This is a genomic window from Acinetobacter pseudolwoffii (assembly GCF_002803605.1).
Classification (GTDB): Bacteria; Pseudomonadota; Gammaproteobacteria; order Pseudomonadales; family Moraxellaceae; genus Acinetobacter; species Acinetobacter pseudolwoffii.
Genome location: NZ_PHRG01000001.1, coordinates 683,227 through 701,235 on the forward strand (window position 1 = coordinate 683,227; position 18,009 = coordinate 701,235).

The window sequence follows — 18,009 nt, forward strand, 5'->3', positions numbered from 1 at the left end:
ATGCAAATGAATTTAACCAAGCTTGCCAGTGCCCTGTTGCTGGGAAGCTCGCTGACCGGTTGTGCGGCAGTGGTAAAAACACCTTATGAGCAGCCTGCGATTAATATGCCTGGCAATTTTCAAAATAATAAGGTTTTAAGTCAGCAGATCCATGCCGACATTCTGGCAGATCAATGGTGGACCTTATTTAAAGATCCGCAATTGAACAGTCTGGTCGATCAAGTGCTGGCGCAGAATACAGATCTGGCGGTGGCTGGCATCAGTTTACAGCAGGCGCGCATTCAGGCCAGACAGGCACAAAGCCAGCAAGGCGTCCGTGTCGGTGATGCACGAATTTCAACGGGTCAGCGTTTTGATCTGGAGGGTGGCAGCAATGCTTCGACGGGTCTTTCACTGGGCTATCCGGGCTTAAGCTATGAACTGGATCTGTTTGGCAAACTGGCCAATCAGACTGAAGCGGCGCGCTGGGAAGCCTTGGCATCTGCACAGGACTTACAGGCGACGGCGCAGAGCCTGATTGGCACCACGGCACAGCTTTACTGGCAATTGGCTTATTTAAACGAGCGTTATAGCGTGGTACAGCAAAATCTGGCAACAGCGCAAAAAACCTATGATCTGGTGCAGGTACAATATCGTGCCGGTGCGGTGTCCGGTCTAGATTTAACCCAGGCCGAACAGGCGATTCAAAGCCAGCAAGCCACCTTAAGCCAGATTGAGCAGCAACGGGTGGAAACGCGTACCGGCCTCGCAGTATTGCTGCATATGCCAGTACAACAGCTTTCTATTCAGGAGCCAAGCCGTTTACCGAATATTCAATTACCGAGTATTCAGGCCGACTTACCCGCGAGTTTATTGTCCCGTCGTCCCGACCTCCAAGCGACTGAACTACGTTTGCGTAAAGCGCTGGCCAATAAGGATGCCAACAAAGCCAGTTATTATCCTTCAATCAGTCTGACTGGGAATTTGACCACAGGTATTGGCAGCAGTACCTCGCTCTCAAATGCCGTAAAGAATCCGGTGGCGACTTTAGGTGCGGGTCTGACCTTGCCCTTCCTGCAATGGAATGACATGAAACGTGATCTGCAAGTCAATGAGCTGGAATATGAAAAAGCGATTATGCAATATCGCCAGACCATGTATGAAGCCTTTGCCGATGTGGAAAATGCCTTATCGAACCGGACTGAAATCAGTAAGCAAGTCACTTTGCAGCAACGTAATGTCGAACTGGCTGAACGTACCGAACGCCTGACTGAAGTACGTTATCGTAATGGCGCGGTGGCGTTAAAGAACCTGCTGGATGCGCAGGAAACCACACGGAATGCACGGCTGTCTTTGGTACAAACCCGACAGAACCAGTACAATGCCTATGTGACTTTAATGCAGGCATTAGGTGGCAGTCCAATCCAGCAATTACCTTAAACAAAGCTTGAACCATAAAAAAACCGCTGCCAGACAGCGGTTTTTTTATGGTGTTATTTCAATAGAATTACTTCATTTCTAAATAGGCATGTACATTTTTCAATAATTCAGTTGATCGCTCATGCCCGAGCAAACTGCCTTTTTCCAGCCAGTCCCGCGCGCGCCCAATATCCCGCTCTACACCAATGCCTTTGGTATATAAGCGCCCCAGATGACTATAGGCATCGGCATTGACCTGCGCTGCCGCCTGACGGTAATACTGTACCGCCTGTTCAATATTTGCCTCAGTGCCTATGCCATTTTCAAACGCTTCCCCCAGCGCATTCAGTGCCACACCATTCTGCTGAGCAGCCGCTTTTTGCAGATAGCTCAAGCCTAAGGCAATATCCTGCGCAATCTGTTGTCCCTTAAGATACTCCAAGCCCAATTCTGCCTGTGCCTGTGCATGTCCCAGTTGTGCAGCCTGATGCAGATAACGATTGGCCTGCTCTGGATGACAGATAAAGACCGGATAAATACCTGACAGAGCCTGATACAGGAACCAGGCTGCTTCCTTGGAGCCTTTCGCAACCGCCTGATTCAGATATTGAATGGCTTTGTCGCGTGTCGGCAATGGATATTCCGCCAGACTATAAAAACGCCCGACCACATAAATTAAATCTGCCTCAGACTGAGCCTCGATCTGCCAGTATTGCTGGGCCACTGCCTGAATCATGCGGGTGGCTTTGGCTGTGTCTTTTACAGTACCGATGCCATTTAAATAACACAGTGCCAGACCCATTTGTGCATAAGTATCATCGGGACTAAGCTGAAATGCTGCCTGATACAGTTCAAATGCCTTTTGCGGCTCATAAGCCACTAGATGCTGTTCAAAATACAGCGCAGCAATCATGCATAAAGCGGGCGGATGCTGAGTATTGGCAGCTTCAGACCAGTAACGAAACGCCATGGTTTCATTTTTATCGACATACCAGCCATGAAAATAAGCCAGTCCAATTAAAGTCTTGGAATGCGCATCGGCATGTTCTTTGGACTGCTGCATCAAATGCTGGAACACGCGCTGACGCTGGTCGGTATCGATACGGCCTTGCAGTACGCCAGCATAATAATCATAGAGACCTTTTTGATCACCAAGACTGATACAGCGTTTAATAAATTGCAGGGCTTGAGTCTGGTCTTGGGGCAGCCTCTGTCCACGCGCATAATCATCGGCGATCTGCTGATTGGCAGCCAGATGATCTTGCTGCGCAGCTAAAAACAGATAATGAATTCCCTGAACCAAATCTTGAGCCGCTGAATCTGTTAAATAATACTGCGCCAGTTGATACTGCGAATTGCTATGTCCCTGCCCGGCATTTTGAATGAGTAAGGCCAAGCGCTGCTGTTCAGCGTTCTTCTCTTCTGGATTTGTTTCTGTAGTGGAAGAAAGTTCAGTGATGCGGTACTGGGCATCCAGATTGCCACGGGCTACGGCATGTCGGTACCAGTACAGCGCTTTTTCCGGGTCAGCCATTTGATAGCGTTGCTCCTCATGAATCTGCCCTAGATGATAAGCTGCGTCATCACTGCCCAGATGAAAGGCTTTATCGAGATAACTGATGGCTGTTTCCGTATTTTGCGCATGTCCCAGACCCTGCAAATGCATCAGCCCCATGCCGACATAAGCCTGTGGAATTTCCTGTTGCTGGGCAAGATTCTGGTAAATCTGATAGGCGCGTGCATAATTCGGATGTTCAGGATCTGAACTCAAGCGCGCCGCATGCTTGAGCTGTGCATCAAGCTGCTCAATCCATAGATCATGCTGCACAGCTTTGGCCTGATCACGTTTTACCGGATCCGGACGTTTCCACATCCAAATCCCCAAGGCCCCTATCCCCAAAATCAATACCAGCAAGAACCACATAACTGCTCCAAAACATTATTTTTGTTCTGCAAATGAATCCTTTCATTCTAAACGCCGTCTCAAAAAAAGCACATATCTTGTGCTTTTTATTTTGTAAATCAGGCTTTTGCTCTTTTACTATCCAGCTTCTTCAAGCCTTCTGCCACAGCGACCATGGCAAAGCTTGAAGTCACCACCACGGCAGAGCCATAACCACCACAGCGCAAGCCGGCACTGGCACAGACATCGGCACTCGAGAACGGATTATCGATTGAATAGACACAGGTAATGCCGAATTTTTCTTTAGGTTTTTTACAAATACCTTTGCCGCGTAACTGGGCACGCAATTTGGCCAGCATCGGGTCCTGTTCGGTTTTAGATAAGTCTGCGACACGAATTTTCAGTGGATCCAGTTTACCGCCTGCCCCACCCGACACAATCAAGGGAATCTTGTTAAAGCGACAATGCAGCATCAAGGCAAATTTGGCCTTTACATCGTCAATACAGTCGAGAATTAAATCAGGATTACCTGCTAAAATTTCTTTGATATTTTCCGGCGTCAGATAGTCATCAATCAGATTAATCTTGATCCGTGGATTAATGGCATGACAACGCTCGGCCATCACTGCAATTTTTTCATGGCCCAAAGTCGTGCTCATGGCAGGCAATTGACGATTAATATTGGATGCCGCCACCACATCCATATCGACCAAACTCAGCTCGCCCACACCGCTACGTGCCAGCGCTTCTACTGCCCAAGAACCGACACCACCGATGCCAATCACCATCACATGACTTTTTTCATAATGACTGAAGCTGTCTTCTCCATAAATTTTGGCAACACCCGCAAAGCGGCGCTCATATTCATCGTCTTGAAGCAGTTCAGTCATAAGTCATCAATAGCTGTTAAATCACGGCTTATTTTAGCAAAGTCAGTATTTTTTTACTGCTTCTAAAATTTTGATACAAAATCTATCAGCAAAATCAGAAAGATAAATTCAGGAACATTTATAATTGGATAAAATTCATACATAAAACTTTAAATATGGGAGTCAAACACTGTGCTGATCAATGCTCTTTTGGCTCTCAATTTTATACTGATCACTCTACATTTTTATTTTTACAGTAGCCAAAAACAGAAAAACTATGCGCTGAGTATTTTTATTCGTTTGTTGATTTTAGGCCTATTCGGATATGTGATCCTAGATCGCCATGAAACCCAGACCCATCTGATTTTGGTACTGATATCCTGGGTGATATTTGAACTGATTGAGAGTTTATATCAAAAGAAAAAAGCATCAATCTCATAAAAAAAGAGGCTTGCGCCTCTTTCAATCCATCTAAACTTAGTCTTTATTCATGATAAAGAAATATTGACGATAGTATTTCAGTTCGGCAATTGAATCACGAATGTCATCCATCGCCAGATGCGAAGCATTTTTCTTGAGACCACTCATAATTTCTGGACGCCAGCGTTTTGCCAGCTCTTTCACTGAAGAGACATCCAGATTACGGTAATGGAAATACTGCTCCAGCTCAGGCATCAGGCGATGCAAGAAACGGCGATCCTGACAGATCGAGTTACCACACATCGGGGATGATTTTGGATTGACCCATTTCTTCAGGAATTCAATAGTTTGCTGTTCTGCATCCTGAGCCGTCAGTTTACTGCGACGCACCCGTTCAATCAGACCCGATTGACCATGTTGACGGGTGTTCCACTCATCCATGGCATTTAACAGACGTGCAGGCTGATGCACCGCAAGCACAGGACCTTCTGCCAGAATATTCAAATTGTCATCGGTTACAATCGTCGCAATTTCAATAATTTGGTCATTGTCTGTGTCTAGACCTGTCATTTCAAGGTCAATCCAAATCAGGCGGGTATCAGCGGTGCTGCTCATAAATGTGCAATCTTATTGGGTTTAAAAACAACTATAGTAGCAAATTAATTACATCTTGGGTGTCATTCGGGGGCTGCTTCATGCTATTTTTGCCATCTGATTTACCCGGTTTTTTAGGATATGAATGGCCTTAATACGTAAGCGTCGTCTGACAGAGCAACAACAGCGCCGCATTCAGAAACAACAGAAAACACGTCAAGAAGATCTCGATACCTCCAGTGATCTGGAAGGTTTGGTAGTGCAACACTACGGCCGCCAACTTGAAGTGCAAGCTTTGTCTACTCCTGACATTCACCCTGAAAAACCTGTGGTTGCCGATGGCGAGCCTGAACCTTTCTGGAAAGAAATTGAATTGGGCAGTGTCTGGCGCTGTCATACCCGAACCAATCTGGATTTATTGGTCACGGGTGACCGGGTTAAATGGCAAGCCGATCCGAATACCGGATTGGGGATTATTACGGCGATTCATCCACGTAAATCCTTATTGACCCGTCCTGACCGCTATCACAAGGTTAAACCGGTAGCGGCCAATATTTCACTGATTGTGATTGTGTTTGCACCATTGCCTGAGCCAGCACCGGGCCTGATCGACCGTTATCTGGTGGCCTGTGCCGATGCCGATATTCCCGCACTGCTGGTGATGAATAAAGCCGATTTGCTCAAAGAAAATGATCCGATTCTGACTCTGCTACAAGAATATCAAGACCTCGGTTATGAAGTAATGCAAACCCAGTCCGATGGTGATCTGACTGTATTGTCCAATCGTCTGGAAAATGAAACGGTGGCCTTTGTCGGTCAATCGGGTGTCGGTAAAAGCACGCTGATCAATGCGATCGTGCCGGATGCTGCCCAGAAAACCAATATTATTTCGGAAAACTCGGCACTCGGTCAGCACACCACCACCTCAACCCGTTTGATCGGTTTTGGTGAAGGCGCTGCCCTGATTGACTCTCCGGGAATTCGTGAATTTGGCCTGTGGCATCTGCCTTTAGATAAGGTACAAATCGGTTTTCCTGAAATTGAAAACCTGCTCGGACACTGTCAATTCCGGAATTGCACGCATAAGCATGAAAAACAATGTGCTTTACGTCAGGCCGCGAGTGCGGGTGAAATTTTACCGCGCCGACTGGACAGCTATTTGCGTTTAATCGATGAAATCACTGAAGCACAGCAAAAAAATTAATTTTCTTGTGCCTCAACCCTTGAAGCGGTGATTTTGATCACCATATTTATGAGCTATACTCTTGGCAATTTTAAAATTGTAATTAGGTGAATTGTGGAACGTTGGTTCGAGTTTATGGGGAATCACCCCTTCTTATTTGGAACACTCGCGGTATTGGTAGTTTTGTTCTTCATTATCGAAGGTCAACGTAACGGTCGTAAAATTTCTCCGCAGTCGCTGGGAATTTTAGTCAAAGCAAAAAATGCCATGCTGATTGATTTACGGGATGCCAAAGACTTCCGTGAAGGTCATATCAGCGGCAGCCGTAACATTCCATATAGCCAGATTACAAAGCATGTTGAAGAGCTGAAAGCATCTGATCGCCCTTTGGTGTTCATTTGCAACCTTGGACAGGTGGCTGGTACTGCGCTACAACAAGTGGGTCATGCCGATGCATACCGTCTTGATGGCGGCATCAGCAACTGGAAAGCCCAAGGTTTACCTTTGGTGAAAAGCAAATAATCCACGAACAGGAGATTGATCATGGCTGACGTTATTGTTTATTCAACGACTGTGTGTCCTTATTGCGTGCGTGCAAAACAGTTGCTTGAGCGTAAAGGTGTCGCATATAAAGAAATTAATCTATCTCAAGAAGCACCTGAAGTACGTCTTGAATTGATGCAGCGTACCAATCACCGCACTGTGCCACAAATTTTTATTAAGGATCAATTCATCGGTGGTTTCGACCAGCTTTATGCTTTAGAGCGTGAAGGCAAACTTGATGAATTACTGACTTAATTCTACTAAAATCATCACTTTATATTAAGGATCAAAGAATGAGTGAAGAACAACAAGCTCAACCACAATTGGCATTAGAGCGTATTTACACCAAAGATATTTCTTTTGAGGTTCCTGGGGCACAAGTTTTTACCAAGCAATGGCAACCTGAGCTCAACATCAATCTTTCTTCTTCTGCAGAAAAAATTGATGAGACTCATTTTGAAGTGGCTTTAAAAGTCGTTGTTCAAGCGACCAATGAAGGTGATACTGCTTTTATCGTCGACGTGACTCAAGCCGGTATCTTCTTGGTAGATGGCGTTGAAGAAGAGCGTCTTCCATACATCCTGGGCGCATACTGCCCGAACATTCTGTTCCCGTTCCTGCGTGAAGCAGTGAATGATATGGTGACTAAAGGTAGCTTCCCACAGTTGCTGCTTACCCCAATCAACTTCGATGCTGAATTTGAAGCCAATATGCAACGTGCACAAACTGCCGTTGTAGATGGTCAGGCTTAATCGCTGTCCTGCAAATCTAAAAAAGACCGCATATGCGGTCTTTTTTATGGCCTTGAGTGAATTCCCCCTTTATCAAAGGGGGAATGAGGGGATTTTGCTCATTTACTCTTTTTTTAAAGAAAGGGTTTAGCAAGATTAAAGAAAAATAATCCCTCCTAACCTTCCTTTAAAAAAGGGAGGAACTCTTCCCCCCCACGGCAGAGAATAGACTTTTATTCCGCATCCGCCATTAAATCAGCGCTCATACCCACGGTATTGAAACCGGCATCGACATACAGGATTTCACCGGTAATGCCATTGGCCCATGGCGAGCACAGGAATAATGCGGCATTACCAACATCTTCAATCGTTACATTACGTTTTAATGGCGCAACTTTTTCATTTAAGTCGAGCATTTTACGGAATGATTTAATACCTGAAGCTGCCAAAGTACGGATTGGACCTGCAGAGATGGCATTGACACGAATACCTTCCTGACCCAAGCTAGACGCCAAATAACGTACCCCTGCTTCTAAAGAGGCTTTGGCCATACCCATCACGTTATAGTTTGGCATTACACGCTCAGAACCTTGATAGGTCAATGTCAGCAAACAACCTTGACGGACTTGCAGCAAAGGTTTTGCCGCACGTGCCATTGCGATAAAGCTATAGGCACTGATGTCATGCGCAATATTAAAGCCTTCACGATCCGTGATCTCGGTGAAGTCACCATCCAGTGTATGTGCCGGTGCAAAACCGATAGAATGCACTACGCCGTCCAGACCATCCCAGTGTTTTGCCAGCTCAGCAAATGCATTATCAATATCAGCATCTACCGCCACATCACAAGGAAAAACCAGTTTTGAACCAAACTGTTCAGCAAAGTCATCTACCCGCTTTTTCAGCTTTTCATTTGGATAAGTAAAAGCCAATTCAGCACCTTCACGATGTAATGCCTGAGCAATACCAAAAGCAATGGATAATTTACTCGCAATACCCGCGATCAAGAAGCGCTTACCCGCCAAAAGTCCTTGTGCCATGTGAATCTCACCTAAAATAATATATATGCATGATGCCAAGTCTGAGGCATTTTAGAAATTGCATAATGCATCTTTTTTTAACAGATACCAAATTACAGCAGATACAGCCGGGCAATAAAAACCGGCATTATTCATCGGCCAAATTCAAAACCTGATGGGTATTCTGCCAGAGCTGCTGTGCCAATTTGGCTTGATCTTGCCCTAAGCTTTGTGCCAAACCTTCCAGTACATAAGGCAAGTTGGCAGGTGTATTGCGGGTACGTTGCTCACCTGACTGTTGACAGCATAACGGCGTCATATCCGGACAATCGGTTTCCAGCACCAGATGTTCTGCACCGACTGCCTGTACCACCTGATGCAGTTTCCTGGCATTCGGATTGGTAATCTGACCAGTAACACCAAGCTTAAACCCCAACTTGACAAAAGCCTTGGCTTCCTCGACACCTCCGCCAAAGGCATGTGCGATTCCACCCTGTTTAAACTGATGCTGTTTTAAAATTTGTAAAACTTCTGCATGTGATTTACGGATATGCAGCAAAATCGGCTTATCGAATTGTTGTGCCAGTTCAATTTGTGCAGCGAAAAAATCTTGCTGCTTTTGAAAAATTTCAGGTTGTTTATGCTGCTTTAAAAATGTGTCGAGACCGATTTCACCAATGGCAATGCATTGTTCAACTCTAAGCAGCTGCTCTAAATCATGTAAATGTTCAGCCTGATGCTGTTCAATATAAAATGGATGCAAGCCGGGTGCCAAATGGCTATGTGGTGCATCTTTCAAGCCATTGATAAAACGATGGGTTTTTAACAAATCCTGAAAGCGGTTTTGCAAAAAGCCAATTAAAACCAGATGCTCCACACCTACCGCTTTGGCCGCATACGCCAGTTGCTCCCGATCATGATCAAAATCGGGAACATCAAAATGGGTATGCGTATCGAACAGTTTTAACTTCATTCGGCTTTAGATGCTAAGGCTGGCTGTGCCTCGGAGGCTGCTGTTTCAGCTTGCGGCAGATATTGTGGTTTTAGCACGCCTTGTAGCTGCGCATAAGGGATCATTAAGCGCGGCAAACCCACCACATAAGGTCCGATTTCATATTCGGCATATTGTAAGATCAACCCTTCTTTGGCCAGATAAAAATTATCGGTCAGTGTGAACTTCCAGGCCTGTTCATATTCAGCGACATCTTTTGCCAGCTTGGACTCCATGACCCAGACTTTAAAAGCCTCATATGCCTGTGCTTCAAGTTTGGCTTTTTGCTTCTCTGCAATAATGTCATCCAGCTTGACCAGTGTTTGCTGTTCAAGATCAAAATTATAATAGCGCTGTGCAGATGCTCCGTGCGCACCTCCCAGATAATGGCTACTGTTTAGCACCACAGTCGCCAATGGATCACCCGAATTCAGAATCTTGGGCTTAATCATCAGGCTAATGCTATGACTGGCACTCAGTGCTTTGAGCTCCTTGTCCAGATTCAAGAAGGTCTGCATAGAAGGCTGAATTTGCTGCTCAAGCTGCTGTTTTGGTGTAGTGACCGTCGACAAGGCTGTTTTTGGTTCAGAAGCAGCCACTTCGGCTTCACTGGCAGCAGTGGCTTTTGCCGGCTCAATCGCATCGACAGACAGGATATTTTTTAACTGTTGCAAAATCTGCTGATCGATCCATTCATCAATAAAGCGCTGATTACTGTTCAGGCGTTCAATCGAAATTTCCGGACAGTTTTTACCCTCACACTCTGGAATCACCAGCTTGAGTTTTTCGGTATCACCACTAAGTTTCAGGACTTCTGGCTCGGTTTGTACCACTTCAGGAGAAGTCGGCTCTTTCGGCTCATTGCTCTTCGGCTGACATGCACTCAGTAAAACTGCGGATGCCAGTATCGATAGACAAAAAATATTCTTATATTTTGGCATTCATTACCCTTTTCAAAACGTGTAATTAATCCTGAGAGGATTACAACCTTTAGAACATATTCCGATAGACTTCGGCTTTCAAGACCTGTTGTGTTTGTTCTTTTGTTAAATAGATATCCAGTTGTTTGGCATCTTTGCTAATGTCATGACTGCGATAATGCAGACCAATCCCTTCCTGATCGAAGAACCACTCAGCCTGCCCCCAATACAGTTTTTTCGGTGCTTGCTGCTGAACCTCGTGATTATTGTCCTTTAACCATTTTTCATAAGCGGTTTGAATGATCTTGTCCATTAACAACTGTTGTTTGGGATCGATAATATCCAGTGGGGTCAGCATTTTTTGTTGTTGACGATCGGCTACAAAAAAATAATAGCGCTCATGCACACTGATATTTTCCTGTCTACTATCAATACCAATTTGCAGCAAGACATATTGATTACGCTGATAGGGAATGCGGGTATACAGCGATAATTCATAAGCCTGATTGAGCTGGAGTTGAGCCTGCCAGGCATCCGATTTTTTCACATAGGCATTCATCGCCTGTTGTAAACTCATATCCTGTTTTAAGCCAATTTGATCCTGAATTACCTTGGCCTGCTGTTTTTCGATCCAGTGATTCATCCATGGATCAGCCGTATATAAAGTCTGGATATCGACATTAATACAGTTTTTGGTTTCACAAAATGGCAAGGCGATCTTGGCCGGTTGTTCTTGAATATTCAGGTAAGGCAAAATACTGGCACTTTGCTTAACTGGGGTTGTTTTTCCATCCGGCTGGTCAAGTTCCGGTTCTTTTTCGCTTTTATCACAGCCACTCAGGACAAGACTTAAACCAATGACAGCACCGAGGGCGGCTTCCTTGCTGAACTTCATTTTTAAACAATCTATCAGGTTATGAATAGTTTAAATGTAACATAAAACAAAACAGCTTCCGGAGAAGCTGTTTGATATTTTTAGACGATATTTGAATACCTGAAAGTTTAGTGTTCGCGCGTATTATGGAACACGATGTCCGGATAACGTTCTTGCATGAGCTGTAAATTCACTCGGCTTGGCGCAAGATAAGTCAAGTGACCACCGCCATCGACTGACAACTGGTCGTGGGCTTTTTTCTTAAATTCGTTAAATTTTTTCTCGTCATCACAAGACACCCAACGAACAGTATTGATGTTCACGGGTTCGTAAACACAGTCAACTTTATATTCTTCTTTCAAACGATACGCCACCACTTCAAACTGAAGTACGCCCACTGCACCCACGATCAGGTCATTATTATGCTGTGGCATAAATACCTGTGTTGCACCTTCTTCAGACAACTCTTTCAGGCCCTTTTGCAACTGTTTCGATTTCAAAGGATCTTTTAAGCGTACACGGCGGAACATTTCTGGTGCAAAGTGCGGAATACCTGTGAACTGTAGTTTTTCACCCGAGGTAAAGGTATCACCAATCTGAATGGTGCCGTGGTTATGCAGTCCGATAATATCGCCCGGCCACGCTTCTTCCAGATGCTGGCGGTCACCGGCCAGGAAGGTTAAGGCATCACTAATCCGCACATCTTTATCCAGACGTACATGCTTCATTTTCAGGCCTTTTTCATATTTACCTGAACAAATTCGCATGAATGCAATACGGTCACGATGTTTCGGGTCCATATTGGCCTGAATTTTAAAGACAAAACCGCTAAAACCTTCTTCATCAGCTTCGACAACACGAGCCTGAGTAGGATGGGCCTTCGGCGGCGGTGCATATTGACTGAAGGCATCCAGCACATGGTCAACCCCAAAGTTACCCAAGGCTGTACCGAACAAGACCGGCGTTTGACGGCCTGCCAGAAATTCTTCACGATCCAATGGCTCATTGGCCATTTGCACCAGTTCAAGTGATTCTTCAAATGCAGCCCACGCCAGCTCACCAACTTTCTCACGAAGATCCGGATAGTCATAACCATCACGTATTTCGATTGTAGGAATGGTTGAACCAAAACCGGTTTTGTAAATGTAGAATTTTTCTTCGATTAAATTAAATACACCGGCAAAATCACGCCCCGTACCCAATGGCCAGGTGATCGGAACACATTTAATTTTCAGAACGTTTTCGATTTCATCCAGAAGCTCCAGTGGCTCACGGATTTCACGGTCCATTTTATTAACAAAAGAAATGATCGGTGTATCGCGCATACGACACACGTCCATCAATTTAATGGTCCGGTCTTCCACCCCTTTTGCACCATCAATCACCATTAATGCCGAGTCAACGGCGGTTAAGGTACGATAGGTATCTTCCGAGAAATCTTCATGTCCCGGAGTATCGAGCAGGTTGATCATCTTGTCTTTGAACGGGAACTGCATCACCGAGGTCGTGATCGAGATGCCACGTTCTTTTTCCATTTCCATCCAGTCCGATGTAGCGGCCCGGTCAGACTTACGGCTTTTCACCATACCTGCAACCTGAATCGCCTGCCCCCATAACAGTAGCTTTTCTGTCATGGTGGTTTTACCGGCATCGGGGTGGGAAATAATGGCGAATGTACGTCGCTGAGCGACCTGCGCCGCTAACTCATCTTTAAAACTCATGGAAAATACCTACTGCAGAACCGCAGTGCTCAAGATCAAAAACGATCAATATGAAAATTGGCGATATTGTAGCAGATTTCTAAAGCCAATAAGTATGCCCACGGCTGAAGGAAATGACAGTATTTATAAGATCTACACTTGCTGACTGCTGGATTTTTCAGCCCAGATTGAGTCGGAAACAATACGGTTATGAAGCTTAAATATGGGAGTTTGTGTCATTCAACTGGCCTGCTGAATAATGCTAAATATAGGTTCACCGTACTCTTTAGTACCGTATTAGTAGCGTATAAAAATTCAAATTAAGACAGGAAATCCTGTGTTTCCAATGACTCGACTGGCATCGGCTTTGCCAGCAAATAACCTTGTAATTGCTGACAACCGAGTCGAGTCAAAATATCTGCTTGCAGCGTGGTTTCTACGCCTTCAGCGGTCACTTTTAAACCCAGTTTAATCGCCAGCCGAATAATACTTTCCAGAATCATTTCTTCTTTAGAGCCGACGCTAAGATCCTGAATAAACTCTTTATCAATTTTCAGTTCATCCACGGGCAGATTTTTTAGATATAAGAAGCTGGAATGTCCGGTTCCAAAATCATCAATCGCCAGCTGGATGCCGATATTACGTAATTGTTCAAGGGTACGAATACTGGCATCGATATAATGCATGGCGGTCGATTCAGTAATCTCGATCATCAAGTGCTGCGGATTGATCTTATAGCGTTTAAACAGGTTTTGCAGATTAGCTAATAGATGCTTATGCTCAAACTGCACCGCAGACAAATTCACGGCAATCGGGAAAAAGTCAGTATTATTTTTTTCCCAGAGTTGGATCTGTTTGCAAGCCTGCTCCAGTGCCCAATAGCCCATCTGAATAATAAGCCCGGTTTTCTCAGCGCCATGAATAAACATATTGGGACCCAGTAACCCATGTAATGGATGCTGCCAGCGAATCAGGGCTTCTACCCCACAAATTTTTCGTTCACTGGTAAATTTAGGCTGATAAAACAGTACAAATTGCTGATCTTCAACTGCTTTATACAGATCATTAATCAGCTTGCTCTGGCTCTTGGATTCATGCTGATCAGAAGAAAAATTAAAGACTGAATAGGTATTGCGGCCCTGATATTTAGAACTGAGCATTGCAGCATCGGCATTCACCAGTAAATCTTGCAGATTCTTGCCATGCTCCGGATACATCGCGATTCCGATACTGCCCGAAATATTAATGGTTTTGCCATCAATCAGGAAGCTGTCCTGAATCAGATTTAGAATCTGCTCTGACATTTCTGAAGCTTTGCTGACGGACGTATTTTCCAGCACCACCAGGAACTCATCGCCGCCAATTCTGAGCAGCTTGGAACGGTCACCCCATAACTGATGAATACGCGCAGTCAGTTGAATCAGCAACTGGTCTCCGACCTGATGACCAAACACATCATTCACCGCCTTAAAACGATCCAGATCAATATATAAAAAGGCAATTTCCTGCTGATGTTGTTGCTTGGAAAACAAGATATCTGCGTATTCAGCCAGGTATAAACGGTTGGGTAATTTGGTGAGATTATCCTGGATATTTTGATTTTCGAGCTCTTTATTGGCCCATCGCAGTTGGCGATTCCGAGATGCCAGGCGCAATTCCGAGAGAACCAGACGAATCATGGCAATCAGTAACAGAGCACTGATTAACACAACCGCGAACAACAGATCATAAGTCGCATGTGAAGATTCTGTGATTGGCGTAATCTCTGTTCTCTCAAAGTTGGCCCTAAGACTACTTGTATAGTGCATGGCTGAGACCCCGAGACTCATCACCACGATCACGAGAGCCACTCTGGAAAATGACCAGATGCTTTGGATCATTAAGCAGAGGGTAAAAATAGAAGCCGTAAAGACACTCAAATAAGAGAGCAACATCCAGCTGAAATCAAAATGATAGGCATGACTTAAATGAATTGCTGTCATCCCAATGAAATGGATCGACCAGATCAACAGCCCCAGTAATGCGGCCGTTGCAAATAGCATGAGTGTTGCAAATTTTCTTCGCGACTCACGCCACCATATTTTTTGAATCGGCATCAAAAAATAGCCAGCGACGAAAGCAAAGAGAGTTGATCCGATGACCAGACTGATATCATGCTGAATAGGAATCATATAAAATGTTCCGTATTGGTCATCATTGTTATTATTCCCCTCACGTGTATTTCTATTTCCACCTGGTCAAGTTTAAAGCCGTCAGAATCGTAAAGTTGACAAGCAATGCACATGTGTCGCTGTGCAAAGCCTCTGGTTTTAAATAAAATTAGAATTTATATTTCTTTAATTCAGGGTCGAGAACAGATTCTGAAATCATGATGAGCATCAGCATAAAATATGACTTCTATCTTATGAGTCTTGAAAATTTTAGCAAATGTTTAAATCTATTTTTCCAGTTTATTTATTCGACCACCGTCACAATTTTTTTCTTTTTATTTAGACAGCTAGCAATTCATATGAAAAATTTATTCTGATTTTTAAATAGCCGGATATCATAAAAAAATAGCCTGTCGAAACAGGCTATTTTTTTAGATCCTTAGATACTTAAATGGACATGCTTAAAAGTTACTGTTTGGCCTGTAATTTGGCATAGTCCAATAACACATGTGCTGCTTCAATTACAAAAGCTTCTTCTTCAGGCAGAGCCGGACGTTCCTTGGCTTTCATTTTGGCACGGGTTTCAATCAGTGCATCCATGGACGCCTGATAGGTTTCCCAGTTTGGATAAGGCTTGAGACCTGTAGCAATACGACGCGCATTTTCTGCTTCCAGAGTTTTTTGCTCCATGGCAATCAGCTCTGCTTTACGCTGCTGTAAATCCAGTACCTGACGCTTTTCATCTTCAGCTTTTTTCATTACTGCCTTACGCTGCTCCAGATACTTGAACTGAGAATCCAGTGCGACCCGTTGCTGAGAAAGTTTAGCCAACTCTGGTACATATTTTTGTACTGCGCCTTCGCGTTTAAATGGCGCGGTTGGAATGGTATCCCATTGCAAGGCATTTTTAGCCTTACGCTCACCAAACTCTTCGTTATAAATATCAACCAGTTTAATGTCTGGAACCACACCCTTGTTCTGGGTACTGCCACCGGTCACCCGGTAGAATTTACGCTGTGTCAGGGTTGCCTGACCATGCGCCAAGCTATCCAGTTGCACTTGCGCTGTACCTTTCCCGGTGGTGGTACTGCCAATCACAATCCCGCGCTCATAATCCTGAATCGCGGCAGAGTAAATTTCACTGGCCGATGCAGAAGCCAGATTGATCATTACCGCCAAAGGACCCGCATAGGTTTGTGCACCGCCATCATCATCTTCAAAGACGCTAACATTGCCATTACCATCACGAATCTGCACCACTGGGCCAGATTTAATCACCTGCCCCAACATACGTGCCACTTCTTCTAGTGAGCCACCCGGGTTATTACGCAAATCGACAATAATCCCGGCAACATTTTTGGCCGCCAGTTCTTTTAAAGCCTTATTGGTATCTTCAGAGACTGAACGATAATCTGTACCGGCACGACGTGCACGATAGTTCAGGTAGAACGACGGGATTTCAATCACACCATATTGATATTTCTTGCCATCGCGCTGAATGTCGACAACACGCGTACGCACACCGGCATCTTCTTCCTGAATCACATCACGGGTAATGGTCACGTTACGTGCCTGCCCCATGGTCGCGCCTGCACCGAGTAAACGTAGAGTGACTTTAGTGCCACGCTTGCCGCGAATCAGACCGACAATTTCATTGCTTGGCCAGCCAATCACATCGACCATCTGTTCGCCATCCTGGGCTACACCAATGATGCGATCACCCGATTTCACCTGACCGGATTTACTCGCAGGACCACCTTCGACAATGGTTTCAATCTTGGTGTAATCTTCATTGCCACGTTCAGGACGAATCGAGACCCCGACCCCTTCGAGCTGCAAAGTGGTCTGACGATTCAGCTCCATCGCATCTACAGGCGGGAAATAATTACTATGCGGATCATAGGTCAGCATCATCGCATTCAAGGTCTTGTCGAGCACATCATCACTCTTGATCCGGCTGACACGTTCCAGCTGACGGGTATAACGCTTGGTCAAGGTTTGTGCAGGCGTCAGATCTTCAGGTCCGGTAAGGTCTTGTCCATTGGCCAGTTCTGGATTGGCCTTCAGTGCTTTCTGTTTGGCCTGTTCTTCTTCTTTACTGATGGTCAGATTGATCAGCTGGGACACCAGCATTTTTGACCAGTGCGCGCGCTGTTCAGCCTCAGTTTTAAAGAATGGCGCTTTTTCACGATCAGTTTCGATATAGACATTTGGCTGATTCAGATTCTGTGGTTTCTTCAGCTCATTCAACATATAGGTGTAAAACTGGGTCAGGCGCTGACGATATTGCGCATGGATTTCATAAGGACCCGACAAATTGCCAGCTTTCAGGTGAGCACCAAAATTGGCCCCATAACGTTTCTTGTAATTTTCAACTTCTGGTGCCAGAAATAAGCTATGTTCCGGATCCAGACTATCGATATAGAAATCGAAAATACGCTGCGAAGTCTGGGCATCCAGACGCATATTCAAATAGTGCTGACGATCCACCAGCGTCGCCAGTTGACGTGATACCAATGCCTGTTCCTGAGATGGCTGAATGGCTTTGCTGACCACTTCTGCACTATTGGCTGCAATCGCATCATTCACGACATGGGTAAAAAAGAAGCCACCTGTCGCAATCGCAACGGCGCAAGCTATCGTTTGAAATTTCATAAATAATTCGTACTTCCTTGGCCTAGAGACCAATGTGACCGTGTTGCTTTTCGACCAGA

At 45.0% G+C, this 18,009-nt stretch carries 15 protein-coding genes; 5 read left to right on the forward strand and 10 right to left on the reverse strand.

What is annotated here, in order from left to right:
• Entirely contained in the window at nt 1-1,419 is a 1,419-nt protein-coding gene (locus CWI32_RS03160) for an efflux transporter outer membrane subunit (RefSeq protein WP_005172720.1), read from the forward strand.
• 67 nt (nt 1,420-1,486) lie between these two features.
• Here CWI32_RS03160 and CWI32_RS03165 read toward each other — a convergent pair whose 3' ends face one another.
• The 3 genes from CWI32_RS03165 to orn all read right to left on the reverse strand — a co-directional run bounded on the left by CWI32_RS03165 (nt 1,487) and on the right by orn (nt 5,205).
• The gene (locus CWI32_RS03165; protein ID WP_100534612.1) at nt 1,487-3,322 is read right to left on the reverse strand and encodes a tetratricopeptide repeat protein; all 1,836 of its coding nucleotides are present in this window, start codon (nt 3,320-3,322) and stop codon (nt 1,487-1,489) included.
• A gap of 98 nt (nt 3,323-3,420) precedes the next feature.
• The gene (locus tag CWI32_RS03170) at nt 3,421-4,191 is read right to left on the reverse strand and encodes a tRNA threonylcarbamoyladenosine dehydratase (RefSeq protein WP_005172727.1); all 771 of its coding nucleotides are present in this window, start codon (nt 4,189-4,191) and stop codon (nt 3,421-3,423) included.
• 456 nt (nt 4,192-4,647) lie between these two features.
• The gene (orn, locus tag CWI32_RS03180; protein WP_004278381.1) at nt 4,648-5,205 is read right to left on the reverse strand and encodes an oligoribonuclease; all 558 of its coding nucleotides are present in this window, start codon (nt 5,203-5,205) and stop codon (nt 4,648-4,650) included.
• 124 nt (nt 5,206-5,329) lie between these two features.
• On the opposite strand from orn, the gene rsgA reads away from it, so the two are divergent.
• The 4 genes from rsgA (at nt 5,330) to secB (ending at nt 7,662) form a co-directional block, all read left to right on the forward strand.
• The gene (gene rsgA, locus CWI32_RS03185; protein WP_005095621.1) at nt 5,330-6,388 is read left to right on the forward strand and encodes a ribosome small subunit-dependent GTPase A; all 1,059 of its coding nucleotides are present in this window, start codon (nt 5,330-5,332) and stop codon (nt 6,386-6,388) included.
• Between the two features lie 93 nt (nt 6,389-6,481).
• Complete coding sequence (locus CWI32_RS03190) at nt 6,482-6,889, forward strand: rhodanese-like domain-containing protein (RefSeq protein WP_005095619.1); 408 nt, start codon at nt 6,482-6,484, stop codon at nt 6,887-6,889.
• A gap of 18 nt (nt 6,890-6,907) precedes the next feature.
• Nucleotides 6,908-7,165: a glutaredoxin 3 gene (gene grxC, locus CWI32_RS03195; protein WP_100534758.1), complete on the forward strand. Its 258-nt coding sequence runs from the start codon at nt 6,908-6,910 to the stop codon at nt 7,163-7,165.
• A 38-nt stretch (nt 7,166-7,203) separates the two neighbouring features.
• Complete coding sequence (gene secB, locus CWI32_RS03200) at nt 7,204-7,662, forward strand: protein-export chaperone SecB (protein WP_100534613.1); 459 nt, start codon at nt 7,204-7,206, stop codon at nt 7,660-7,662.
• 212 nt (nt 7,663-7,874) lie between these two features.
• Here the strand turns inward: secB and CWI32_RS03205 are convergent, their stop codons facing one another.
• From CWI32_RS03205 to CWI32_RS03235, 7 genes are all read right to left on the reverse strand, one after another.
• A complete protein-coding gene (locus tag CWI32_RS03205; RefSeq protein WP_005095616.1) occupies nt 7,875-8,681 on the reverse strand; it encodes an enoyl-ACP reductase FabI in 807 nt (268 codons plus the stop codon).
• A gap of 127 nt (nt 8,682-8,808) precedes the next feature.
• A complete protein-coding gene (locus CWI32_RS03210; protein WP_100357524.1) occupies nt 8,809-9,633 on the reverse strand; it encodes a TatD family hydrolase in 825 nt (274 codons plus the stop codon).
• Entirely contained in the window at nt 9,630-10,592 is a 963-nt protein-coding gene (locus CWI32_RS03215) for an RsiV family protein (RefSeq protein WP_100357525.1), read from the reverse strand. The genes CWI32_RS03210 and CWI32_RS03215 overlap by 4 nt, the downstream gene beginning before the upstream one ends.
• A 49-nt stretch (nt 10,593-10,641) precedes the next feature.
• Nucleotides 10,642-11,466 (reverse strand): hypothetical protein, encoded by an 825-nt coding sequence (locus CWI32_RS03220; RefSeq protein WP_100534614.1) that lies wholly within the window; start codon nt 11,464-11,466, stop codon nt 10,642-10,644.
• 107 nt (nt 11,467-11,573) lie between these two features.
• On the reverse strand, nt 11,574-13,166 hold the full coding sequence (locus CWI32_RS03225; RefSeq protein WP_005095608.1) for a peptide chain release factor 3: 1,593 nt from the start codon (nt 13,164-13,166) through the stop codon (nt 11,574-11,576).
• Nucleotides 13,167-13,465: 299 nt separating this feature from the next.
• Complete coding sequence (locus CWI32_RS03230; RefSeq protein WP_100534615.1) at nt 13,466-15,316, reverse strand: putative bifunctional diguanylate cyclase/phosphodiesterase; 1,851 nt, start codon at nt 15,314-15,316, stop codon at nt 13,466-13,468.
• 447 nt (nt 15,317-15,763) lie between these two features.
• Nucleotides 15,764-17,950, reverse strand: a complete 2,187-nt coding sequence (locus CWI32_RS03235; protein WP_100534616.1) for a carboxy terminal-processing peptidase — start codon at nt 17,948-17,950, stop codon at nt 15,764-15,766.
• Nucleotides 17,951-18,009: the final 59 nt, after the last annotated feature.

Bases quoted from the DNA above. Each gene is read 5' to 3' on its own strand.
- CWI32_RS03220 (WP_100534614.1), bottom strand. From the start codon at position 11,466: ATGAAGTTCAGCAAGGAAGCCGCCCTCGGTGCTGTCATTGGTTTAAGT.
- CWI32_RS03235 (WP_100534616.1), bottom strand. From the start codon at position 17,950: ATGAAATTTCAAACGATAGCTTGCGCCGTTGCGATTGCGACAGGTGGC.
- CWI32_RS03170 (WP_005172727.1), bottom strand. From the start codon at position 4,191: ATGACTGAACTGCTTCAAGACGATGAATATGAGCGCCGCTTTGCGGGT.
- CWI32_RS03215 (WP_100357525.1), bottom strand. From the start codon at position 10,592: ATGCCAAAATATAAGAATATTTTTTGTCTATCGATACTGGCATCCGCA.
- CWI32_RS03205 (WP_005095616.1), bottom strand. From the start codon at position 8,681: ATGGCACAAGGACTTTTGGCGGGTAAGCGCTTCTTGATCGCGGGTATT.
- CWI32_RS03225 (WP_005095608.1), bottom strand. From the start codon at position 13,166: ATGAGTTTTAAAGATGAGTTAGCGGCGCAGGTCGCTCAGCGACGTACA.
- secB (WP_100534613.1), top strand. From the start codon at position 7,204: ATGAGTGAAGAACAACAAGCTCAACCACAATTGGCATTAGAGCGTATT.
- CWI32_RS03230 (WP_100534615.1), bottom strand. From the start codon at position 15,316: ATGATTCCTATTCAGCATGATATCAGTCTGGTCATCGGATCAACTCTC.
- orn (WP_004278381.1), bottom strand. From the start codon at position 5,205: ATGAGCAGCACCGCTGATACCCGCCTGATTTGGATTGACCTTGAAATG.
- CWI32_RS03160 (WP_005172720.1), top strand. From the start codon at position 1: ATGCAAATGAATTTAACCAAGCTTGCCAGTGCCCTGTTGCTGGGAAGC.
- CWI32_RS03210 (WP_100357524.1), bottom strand. From the start codon at position 9,633: ATGAAGTTAAAACTGTTCGATACGCATACCCATTTTGATGTTCCCGAT.
- CWI32_RS03165 (WP_100534612.1), bottom strand. From the start codon at position 3,322: ATGTGGTTCTTGCTGGTATTGATTTTGGGGATAGGGGCCTTGGGGATT.
- rsgA (WP_005095621.1), top strand. From the start codon at position 5,330: ATGGCCTTAATACGTAAGCGTCGTCTGACAGAGCAACAACAGCGCCGC.